Here is a 1,523-nt window from a genome sequence, read left to right as displayed (position 1 = left end):
TGTCCGTCGTCAGAACATTCGGCACAACTCGCGGCGTAGATTAGCGGAGTGCGGACCTCGTCAGGGGGTTGATGTTAGGCGGCGAACTTGCGGTGCTGCAAGCGCCGATGTTCGATGGTCTGTCGCTTGATCCTTTCGCGCAGTTTGATGATTGCCGGAGCCCTGCCGAAGTAGGCGTCGGCAGGCGTCACGTTGGCCAGGCTCTCGTGGTATCGCTGGTGATTGTAGTGCTCGACGAAGGCCTCGATGTGGGCTTCGAGGTCGCCGGGCAGGAAGTAGTTTTCCAGCAAGATGCGGTTTTTCAGGGTCTGGTGCCAGCGCTCGATCTTGCCCTGGGTTTGGGGATGACACGGGGCGCCGCGGACATGGCTCATCTTCCGGGCCTCGATGTATTCCGCCAGCTCACCCGCGATGTAGCTGGGGCCATTATCGCTGAGTAGCCGGGGTTTGTGCAGCATCGTGGCGCTGTCGCAACCAGAAGCCGCCAGGGCGAGGTTCAGCGTGTCGGTGACGTCCTCGGCTCGCATGTTGGTGCACAGCTTCCAGGCGATGATGTAGCGCGAGAAGTCGTCGAGCACGGTCGACAGATACATCCAGCCCCACCCGATGATCTTGAAGTAGGTGAAGTCGGTCTGCCACATCTCGTTCGGCCGCGTGGTTTTCGTGTGGAACTGATCGGCAGCCTTGATCACGACATAGGCCGGGCTGGTGATCAGGTCGTGGGCCTTCAACAGGCGGTAAACCGTGGATTCCGACACGAAGTAGCGCTGCCCATCGGTGAAGCGCACGGCCAGTTCCCGGGGGCTCAGCTCAGACTGTTCCAGCGCCAGCTCGATGATCTGGTCGTGGATGCCCGCCGGGATGCGGTTCCACACCCGGCTCGGCGCCGATGGCCGATCTTCCAACGCCTCCGGCCCGCCTTCGAGGTAGCGATCATACCAGCGGTAGAATGTCCGACGAGGGATGCCGAGTTGGTCCAGCGTGCGCTTGGCCGACAGGTGCGACTGCTCGACGGTTCTGATGATCTCGAGCTTCTCGGATGCGGGATATCTCATTCGTCGTTGTCCCCATCCGCGACCATGCTTTTTTTGAGCAGACGGTTTTCCAGTGTCAGATCGGCCACGCATTCCTTCAGGGCCCGGGCTTCGCGGCGCAGGTCCTGGACCTCTCCGGTGGTCGCGGCACGGGCGGTGTCGCCGGCCAGGCGGCGCTTGCCAGCTTCCATGAACTCCTTCGACCAGGTGTAATACAGGCTCTGGGCAATGCCTTCCTTGCGGCATAGCTCGGCGATGCTGTCTTCCCCGCGCAGGCCATCCAGCACGATGCGGATCTTGTCCTCGGCCGAAAAGTGGCGCCGGGTCTGTCGGCGGATGTCCTTCACTACCCGCTCTGCTGGGGCCTTGGCGGGCGATTTTACATTGGAGGATCTGGGCTTCATCTTCGTTCCTTCGTCACTACGACGAAGCCCAGATCCTCCTTAAATCACAACCTCAAATCTGTGCCATTGGTGCTGACGGCGGACA

Annotated in this window: 1 protein-coding gene; it reads right to left on the bottom strand. The window is 61.3% G+C overall.

Going from position 1 to position 1,523, the window contains the following annotated elements; all coding sequences use genetic code 11:
• Positions 1-74: 74 nt before the first annotated feature.
• Positions 75-1,438 (bottom strand): IS3 family transposase gene (locus tag ACVMLK_RS20980; protein WP_377817140.1). Its coding sequence is split into 2 segments (ribosomal slippage): positions 75-1,088 and positions 1,091-1,438, totalling 1,362 coding nucleotides; the frame shifts between segments, so codons are not numbered across the junction.
• Positions 1,439-1,523 lie beyond the last annotated feature (85 nt).

It is taken from the genome of Teichococcus aerofrigidensis (genome assembly GCF_054073225.1).
Note: the sequence above shows the minus strand (reverse complement) of the source record. Positions and strands in the feature narration are given on the sequence as shown.